This window comes from Allobaculum fili (assembly GCF_020969955.1).
In the GTDB taxonomy this organism is placed as follows: Bacteria; Bacillota_I; Bacilli_A; order Erysipelotrichales; family Erysipelotrichaceae; genus Allobaculum; species Allobaculum fili.
Genome location: NZ_JAHDSX010000066.1, coordinates 1 through 8316 on the forward strand (window position 1 = coordinate 1; position 8316 = coordinate 8316).

The 8316-nt window shown below is 49.9% G+C and carries 10 protein-coding genes; 2 read left to right on the forward strand and 8 right to left on the reverse strand.

Annotated features, from left to right (window positions below):
* Positions 1–193: 193 nt before the first annotated feature.
* From Afil_RS10050 to Afil_RS10080, 7 genes are read right to left on the reverse strand one after another with little or no spacing between them, the layout of a single operon-like run.
* Positions 194–502, reverse strand: coding sequence for a (Fe-S)-binding protein (locus tag Afil_RS10050; RefSeq protein ID WP_439647327.1), 309 nt, complete (start codon positions 500–502; stop codon positions 194–196).
* A 6-nt stretch (positions 503–508) separates the two neighbouring features.
* Positions 509–691, reverse strand: a complete 183-nt coding sequence (locus Afil_RS10055; protein ID WP_230268427.1) for a hypothetical protein — start codon at positions 689–691, stop codon at positions 509–511.
* The gene (locus Afil_RS10060; RefSeq protein WP_230268428.1) at positions 691–1269 is read right to left on the reverse strand and encodes an electron transport complex protein RnfA; all 579 of its coding nucleotides are present in this window, start codon (positions 1267–1269) and stop codon (positions 691–693) included. The genes Afil_RS10055 and Afil_RS10060 overlap by 1 nt, the downstream gene beginning before the upstream one ends.
* Before the next feature lie 3 nt (positions 1270–1272).
* On the reverse strand, positions 1273–1971 hold the full coding sequence (rsxE, locus tag Afil_RS10065) for an electron transport complex subunit RsxE (protein ID WP_230268429.1): 699 nt from the start codon (positions 1969–1971) through the stop codon (positions 1273–1275).
* An 11-nt stretch (positions 1972–1982) separates the two neighbouring features.
* The gene (locus Afil_RS10070) at positions 1983–2510 is read right to left on the reverse strand and encodes an FMN-binding protein (protein WP_230268430.1); all 528 of its coding nucleotides are present in this window, start codon (positions 2508–2510) and stop codon (positions 1983–1985) included.
* A 3-nt stretch (positions 2511–2513) separates the two neighbouring features.
* Positions 2514–3680 carry an RnfABCDGE type electron transport complex subunit D gene (locus Afil_RS10075; protein WP_230268431.1) on the reverse strand — a complete coding sequence of 389 codons (1167 nt, stop codon included), beginning with the start codon at positions 3678–3680 and terminating at the stop codon, positions 2514–2516.
* Positions 3681–3692: 12 nt separating this feature from the next.
* Positions 3693–5003 carry an RnfC family protein gene (locus Afil_RS10080; RefSeq protein WP_230268432.1) on the reverse strand — a complete coding sequence of 437 codons (1311 nt, stop codon included), beginning with the start codon at positions 5001–5003 and terminating at the stop codon, positions 3693–3695.
* A gap of 509 nt (positions 5004–5512) precedes the next feature.
* Between Afil_RS10080 and Afil_RS10085 the strand changes: the two genes are divergently transcribed.
* Entirely contained in the window at positions 5513–6835 is a 1323-nt protein-coding gene (locus Afil_RS10085) for an FAD:protein FMN transferase (RefSeq protein WP_230268433.1), read from the forward strand.
* Positions 6836–7061: 226 nt separating this feature from the next.
* Here Afil_RS10085 and Afil_RS10090 read toward each other — a convergent pair whose 3' ends face one another.
* Complete coding sequence (locus Afil_RS10090; protein ID WP_230268434.1) at positions 7062–7418, reverse strand: hypothetical protein; 357 nt, start codon at positions 7416–7418, stop codon at positions 7062–7064.
* Positions 7419–7895: 477 nt separating this feature from the next.
* Here Afil_RS10090 and rd point away from each other — a divergent pair, with 477 nt between their 5' ends.
* Positions 7896–8057: a rubredoxin gene (gene rd / locus Afil_RS10095; RefSeq protein ID WP_230268435.1), complete on the forward strand. Its 162-nt coding sequence runs from the start codon at positions 7896–7898 to the stop codon at positions 8055–8057.
* Positions 8058–8316: the final 259 nt, after the last annotated feature.

An 8316-nucleotide genomic window follows, 5' to 3' on the forward strand; every position in this document is an offset into this window, starting at 1 on the left:
GATCCGAAGTATGAAGAAAACGATGAAGAATAAAAAATACGCCAAGCGGGATCTCGAAAGGGATCCCGTTTAGCGTATCTAATATTCAGTCTCGCGTATACCCGTCGATTGTTTGACACTTACAAAAAAGCGGTTTCACTACTGTGAATATAAAAAAGGACGCCGCAGCGTCCTTCTGTATTCTGTATCGAAATTAACCTTTGATCGTAACGGTTTTTCCGTCTGGACCCGGTGTGTTTTTCAGGTAGTCGATAATTTCGGCTTTGGCATCCGCTTTGCACGGTTTGCACTTCCAGGAGTCGGTATCTCCGCTGACCATGGCGTCCGCGAAACCGCTGCAGCCTGGATAGCCGCAGCCGCCGCAGTTGTAGCCTGGCAGCTTGGAGGTAACAAACTCAACACGCGTATCGGGTTCCACATGGAATACTTTGGCAGCGACGCCAAGTCCTGCGCCCAGAATGGCGCCCAGAACGAGCATCATCAGAATAGCCTGTACCATCATGTGACCTCAACTTTCTTCTTTAGGATGGTTCGGGCACGAGAGATCCCGGCAGCCCGAACAGTCCGGAGTGAGATTTTCGCATCCTTCCGGCTTCGGTGTCTTTCTGTTTTTAAGAAACAGGAAGACATACAGACCGACCAGCGCTCCGAAAAACAGGATCGCCAGAAGAATACGTCCGATGTTATCCATTAAATGATTCCTGTCAGTCCGGAGAAGGCCATGGCCATGAGGCCGGCAACGATCAGAGCGACAGGGTTGCCTTTAAAGCAGGCAGGAACATCAGCGGTATCGAGACGTTCGCGGATGCAGGAGAAGATGTACAGCACCAGAGCGAAGCCTAACGGAGTACCGATTGTGTATACGAGCATGTGTGCAATGTCGTATCCGTTGGAGATGTTAACCAGGCAGACGTTGAGTACAACGCAGTTGGTCGTGATCAGCGGCAGATAAACACCTAGGGATTTGTACAGAGCAGGTGACTTCTTTTTGAGGAACATTTCCGTGAGCTGTACAAGCGAAGCGATAACAAGAATAAAAGTAACCAGGTCCATGTATTCCAGTTTGAGAGGAACAAGAACCAGGTAGTAAAGCGCGTAGGTTACAACACCGGCTGCGAAAATGACGAAGACAACCGCCATGCCCATGCCCAGCGCGCTCGATTTCTTTCTGGATACACCCATGAACGGGCAGAGACCCAGGAACTGGTTCAGAATCGCGTTGTTGAGCAGAACGGAAGTGATCAGAAGAGCAATCAGTTCACCGATCATACATTAAGCCGCCTTTCCGGCTGCCGCTGCTTTAGCGGCTGCCTCTTTCTGTGCTTTCTGGGCAGCTTCTTCTTTTTTGGCTGCATGGCTCTTATAGGCTGTCAGTGCAGCAGCCAGGCAGGCAAAGGTAACAAAGGCACCCACCGGAGAACCAAACAGAGAAATGGTAAAGCTTTCCGGAATCAGAGTAATGGAGAAGAGCGTCTGCGCCTCGTTGAACGGGTTGGTCATGGACAGAACGCCAGTGGACAGAATCTGACGGATCAGAGACATGGCCAGTACGGCGAGCAGATAGCCAAGACCCATTCCCAGACCGTCGAGTGCGGAATCCCATACACCGTTTTTGGAAGCGAAGGCTTCGGCACGGCCAAGGATGATGCAGTTTACAACGATCAGCGGAATGAAGACGCCAAGAGAAGTATCCAGAGCCGAGGCATACGCCTTAATCAGCAGCTGGATAATTTTTACAAGCGTAGCGATGATGACGATATAAACCGGGATACGGATATCGTCGGGAACAAGCTTGCGGATTGCGGAAATGATCATGTTGGAAACAATCAGAACGCAGATTACCGCAACACCCATACCAATCGCATTGTTAAGACTTGTGGTAATGGCCAGAGTAGAGCAAAGGCCAAGGTACAGTCCGAAAACAGGGTTTTCCTTGATCAGACCGTTTTTGAAGTTTTGCATTCGATTCATCTGACGGTCTCCTATTCTACTTCAGAAGCCAGCTCTGCACATTTGTTAATGGCATCGACTACAGGCTGAGAAGTCCTTGTGGCACCGGAAATGGTATCGAGTTCTCCGGCAGCATCCTTTCCGATAATGGACTGCGCAAACGGCTCATCCATAATCTGCGAACCGATGCCTTTGGTGTCGCCGTTGGAAATGGCCTTGAAGGCGCTGATCGTTCCGTCGTCATTGTTAATGCCGACAAGGAACGTGGTTCCGCCGTCATAGCCGGCTACAGTGCACTTGAAGATGACAATATTTCCTTCATAGGTGTAAACGCCTTCGACTTCCGGGTTGTCCGGTGTGATGTCGGCGGTATCTACGACCTTGAAGTCGTCCACGGAAGCTTCCGGATACATTTCCAGAAGCGAAGCCTTTTCGGCTTTTTCATCATTGGACTTGATGACCGGAGCGGTCATGGAGTTGGCAAAGGAGAGCGCGCCGCCTGCGATGGCAGCAACGACGGCCAGGAAGATGGCCAGGTAAGCTGGACTGTCTTTTTTCATGACTTACGCCCCCTTCCCTTCGTTTTCTGTATTCATTACGAGTACAGCGGTTTCCTTCAGTTCAGACGGAATGGCTCTCTGCGGTTTTTCCGTAGCACCATAGAAGCCGACGCACACGGCAAATACAGCAGCGCAGGCAATCATGGTCCAGGCCTTTTTCATCTGTTTGAGCTGCGGAGCGTCCAGAGCGGATTCAATCATCGGCGTGAAGGTATTCATGATCAGAATGGAGTACATGCATCCTTCCGGCAGGTTGCCTTTTACACGAATCAGAACGGTAATGGCCGCTGCGCACATCGCAAAGAAAATGCGTCCGGATGGAACGGTCGGCATCGTTACCGGATCGGTCAGCATGAATACGCCGCCGAAAATAACGCCGCCCGTCAGCAGGTGAAGCAGAGGGTACCAGATGAATCCGGGAACACCGTGCCAGGATTCGATTCCGGTCGCAATGGCGATAATCATGGAGATCACCGCGATGGTTCCAAGATAGAACACAGGAATACGCCAGTCGATGACGTTTTTGACAATAAGCCAGATGCCGATCAGAAGGATCAGCAGAGACATCGTTTCACCGATTGCACCAGGGTAGAAGCCCATGAACAGGCTCGACCATCCGCCTACGGAATCGAGGTAGGCATCCAGCGCCGCTTCGGTTCCCGGCAGCCAGTTGAAGGCGTTGGCCATCAGCGTAGTCGGGGTTGCACTGGTTGTAACCAGAGACGCGGTCGCTGCACCGGAGAAGGAAGCAAAGATGACTGCACGGCCTACAGCAGCCGGGTTGAAAATGTTAAATCCAAATCCGCCGAACACCAGACGGCCAAATACGATCGCAAAGATCGTCGCGATAATTACCGCATAAGGCGGGATGGTGATCGGGCACATCATAACGAGAATCAGGGACGTTACCCATCCAAAGGAGTGGGTGATGAAATCCTTGATGTTCTCTTTCTTTACTTTCGCAAAGATAGCTTCGCACACGAAGGTGGTGATCAGCGAGCAGCCTAGAAGCAGAAGCGCCTGCAGACCGAACGCTGCACCCCAGCGAACGAAGTAATAAATATCGGAAGCCGCAAACACAATCAGAAGACCAATGGTCAGATTGCGCATGATTTTCTGCGTGGAATTCGACGACTGAAGGTTCGGGCTTACATGAAAGGCAAATTTCATTCTCGTATCCCTCTACTTTCTCTTCGCCTTCATAGCCATCGTACGCTTGGCTTTGCGGACATTTTCGGTAACCTGAATGTGGCTTGGGCAGACATAGGTGCACAGGCCGCATTCGATACAGAGCATCGCACCGCGTTTTTCCATTTCCACGGTGTCGTTGGCCTTGACCGCATTGGAAATGCGAACCGGCTGCAGGCCCATCGGGCAGTGTGCGGTACAGCGTCCGCAACGCATGCAGGTCATTTCCGGCTCGTTTTCGTTTTTCAGAACGGTGATCGCGTTCATGGCGCGGTCAATGCAGATCTGATCGGAAACCATGGCCTTGCCCATCATTGGACCGCCGGCAATCAGCTTGAGCGAATCCACTTTTTCGATGAAGCCGCCGAGCTGTTCGATGATTTCCGCCACGCACATGCCGACCGGTACAAAAACGTTTACCGGATACTTCAGCCCTTCACCGGAGAAGGTTACGTATTTCTTGGAGAGCGCTTCGCCGTTTTCAAAAGCGTGCGCAACCAGAATCGCGGTTTCCGCGTTGTTTACGATAACGCCGCATTCGCCAGGGAGACGATCGTATTCTCTCTTGAGAATCGTACGGATCAGGGTACGTTCGCCGCCCATTGGGTAGACATCGGGTACAGGGGTTACTTCGATGCCGGCTGCGTTTTCACGGCTGATTTCTTCACGGATGTAGTTAATCAGGTCCGGGTGCGTTTTCTTGACACCGATTTTTACGGTTTTGACTTCTGCCATTTTCTGCAGAATGCGCACGCCATGTACGAAGTCCTGTACTTCATCCATGATGCATTTGTAGTCCGCGGTAATATACGGTTCACATTCCACGGCGTTGATAATGAGGGTGTCGATTTTTTCCACGTTCAGATACTTCACGTAGGTCGGGAAGCCGGCACCGCCCTGACCGATGATACCGGCGTTCTTAACAAATTCGACCATCTCTTCGTGACTCGCGCGAGTCCAGTCAAGCGGTTCAAAAGCCTGCTGTTTTTCCTGGACAGCATCCAGCTCAATCACCATGTGCGGCTGAGGTTTCAGACTGTTATGAGGCCGTTTGACAGTTCCTTTGTAGATACCGGAAACCGAAGAGTAAACAGGAACCGGAAATGCCGATTTGGTATTGGCAAGACGGGTACCGATCTTTACGTGGTCTCCTTCATTGACGAGGATTTCAACCTGCGAATTGTTGCCTGCGAAAAGAGGAATATAAACTTCCTTTTTCGGCATGAGAGTTTTCGCATCGCTGTGATCCGTCAATCCTTTTCTACCAGGGATGTGCTGACACATTGGCCCTAATAAAAGTGACATACTTTTCTTCCTTTCAATGCAGTTCAACCCAATTTTAGTAACCATTGCATAGAAAATCAAATGCGGCTAACACATTTATTTGACAATTCGTATCTGGTGTCTGCGGATTGTGGATTCCCTGTCGAACGCATCCAGGACTTTGCCTTCCCCATACAGAGCGATACAGAGCGCCAAAGCGCATGCCCAGACCTTTCCCTGCAGACGTCAGAATGGAAAATTTGCAGAGTCGAGCCGAATTTTCGACATACGGGAAGTCTTGCTTAAACGGAAGCCCTGTTTCAAAATCCGGTATACTGTTACCGGTCTGCCTGCGCATTCTGCAAAACAGACCAGTTCTCCTCGCGCAGATTCCGGTGCTATCCCTGCAACCTGGAAAAACGCCCTGACGGAACACCAAACGGAACCTCCAGACGGATTCGTCCATTTCGGCGAGTTCGCAGTTCTTACGGCCTGCCCGGAGTTCCCTGCTTACGATCCATACTTACCCATATAAAATAGGAAAGAAAATTATGCCAAACGAAAACGATCAAAACGCTTCAGCATCGTCAGACGCTCCTGCAGCTGCCGGAGAGGAAGCCCAGACGAATACAAATACCGAAAATTTAAAAGAGAACGAAAACGAAAATTTCTCGTCCCAAAACAAATCCGAGTTCAAAAACGATTCCGAAAACAAAAACGATCTAGAGGAAAACGATAAAGATAGCAATAAAGAAAAGGAAAAAAACAGACCAGAGCACAAAAACCATATCGGTGCCTGGATTGTTGCCGCCATCTGCGTACTGGCGCTGACGATTTCCTTTACGCTATATCTTTCTTCGCCCAAAGACGCATCCAAAGGCGAAGTGCAGTCGCGCTCGACAACGATGATTGATGTCGGATTCGATACCCCGGTCACCTTCAAGACCACCAGCAATGAAGCCGATTTTGACCGCTGGCTTCAGATCGTCCGCGATACCTTTCTGGAATGTTCGGCCATCTTTGATGCCGTCAACCCGCCAGCCGACGATACCGTCGTCAGCCTGTACACGATCAATAACGCCCCGCGCAATACGCCTTTTGAAGTGGACGAAAAAATGATCGAAGTCTACAACGACGCCCTTCAGATTCATGCCGTCAATAACAAGTTCGATCCGGCGCAGGGCAATCTCACCGCCTTATGGCGAGCGGTCATGGACGAGAGTGATCCTGTCCTTCCTTCTGCACAGGAAGTCGAAGATGCCATCAACAAAGATTCCGTGAACGGCGTTAAAGTCGATGGAAACACCATCACGCTGACCGGCGAAGACGCCGCCCTCGATTTTGGTGCTATTGCCAAAGGCTATACCGCACAGCTGGCTGCCGATCGTCTGGTCGAAGCCGGTCTGGAAGAAGGCCTGATCAATGCCGGCGGCAACGTCGTTCTGATCGGCCACAAGCCGGACGGCAAAAACTGGAAAGTCGGCATTCAGGATCCGGATGGCAGCGATTCCCTTCTCACCTGCTCGCTTGCAGATCCCTCCTGCTTTGTAACATCCGGCGACTATCAGCGTTACGTCCTGATTGACGGACAGCGCTACGCCCATATTGTCGATCCGACCACCGGCTATCCAGCCCGTTACATGCGCTCCGTTACCGTCGTGGATCAGGATTCTGCCTACTGCGACGGCATGTCGACCGCTCTGTTTTGCATGAGCGTTGAAGACGGCCTAGCTCTCTGTAAAAAGATCGGTCTGCAGGCCATCTGGATCGTCGATAAAGGAACCGTGAACGTAACCCCGGATCTTTCCACCGATACTTTCGATATTTATCTCACCGATGGAATGAAAGATCTGGTGACGCTCAAAGCTAAATAACCCCTTCTCTGGCCCATTCTTTTCCCCAGTAATAAAACGGCGTTTCTTCCCTGCGGCATAAAAGCCGATCGGAAAGAAACGCCGTTTTTGCAAAGGTACGTTGCATGCGACCCAGCACGCAGAAAAAGAAAGACTTACAGGCAGAGCGATTAAAGAGCACGGGCGAACCGATCACGGAAGCCTCTTTGAAAGGTGAGTAAGTCAAAGAGAAGGCTTCCACTTGGTTTCAGGCAAGTGTCCCGTAAGGATTGTGATATGCAAATATACGCTCGCCGATCTGGCGGGTCTTCGGATCCAAAGAAAAAAGCAGGTGCTCCATGACATCCTGGTACGAATAGTATTTATACAGTCCGCGGTTTCCGCAGCTGGGATCGGTGTTGACTCCATAATAATTCAGAATGCATTTGGGAAGAAATCCTCGAAAATACTGATCACCCAGAAGTTCGATTTCAATCTGGACTACCCCTTTGCTTTCAAAGAGATATTCATACAGAATTTTCCCCGCCATCAAATCCAGCGAAGGCACCAGCACTTCAATGTTTTCGTATTTCTCGATTTTTGGAATTGGCTCAGAATTGGACATTTTTCTTTCCTCCGTTTAATGCCAGGATACCAGGCGGATTGGCGGATTCCAATCCAGACCAGGAAGAGAATTCAGGCTTTTTTCCTGCCATATTTAGCGCAGGGCTGCTTTTAAATCGCAGCTGAAACAGCAATACAGACAAAGGAAAACCTGAGGCGAATTAACGGCCTCAGGTCTGATGGATTTGAAATCAGTTTCTATGCACTTTCTGCCCAGGACAAAACGCTAAGTTCAAAAGGTACAGCATGCGTTTGTCTTACTGTGAGTCCGGTTCTGCTCCCTCGATCAGCACTCTGATTCCCTGTCTCTAAATTCTTTTTGCCATCGCACTTTTCGGATTTTATCCCCTCTGCATTCTCTGGAGACGGCCGATTTTTAAATTGCCTTCTCTCCCGGTAAAAACAGCGGCTTTTCGGACTTTGACCAAACGGTTCCATGGTATACTTTATGTGGTTTTAAACATAAAGGAGATACACAATGGACAAGTACGTTTGCACACTTTGCGGATATGAGTACGATCCGGCTGTCGGCGATCCCGATAACGGCATCCCAGCTGGAACCGCATTCGAAGATCTTCCTGAAGACTGGGTTTGCCCTCTTTGCGGAGCTTCGAAATCCGATTTCGAAAAAGTTGAATAATCACAAACCCATCCAAAAAAACAGTCTTTGTCTGGACAGCCGTCCAAACGAAGGCTCTTTTTTCATTCATAGGCCCCCGCGCGCGGCGGCCCACCCTTGGTTAGTTGAAATATGGATGAGGGCTCGTTGAGCCCTCTTTTATTATTTTTAATGAATTTCTCTTCGCAATTTCGATTCCTGATAGAATCGCTTTGTACCAGAGCACTGGAAAAGCACGTTACGCAAATAATTCATAATGATAATTATTTACCTTTCATGA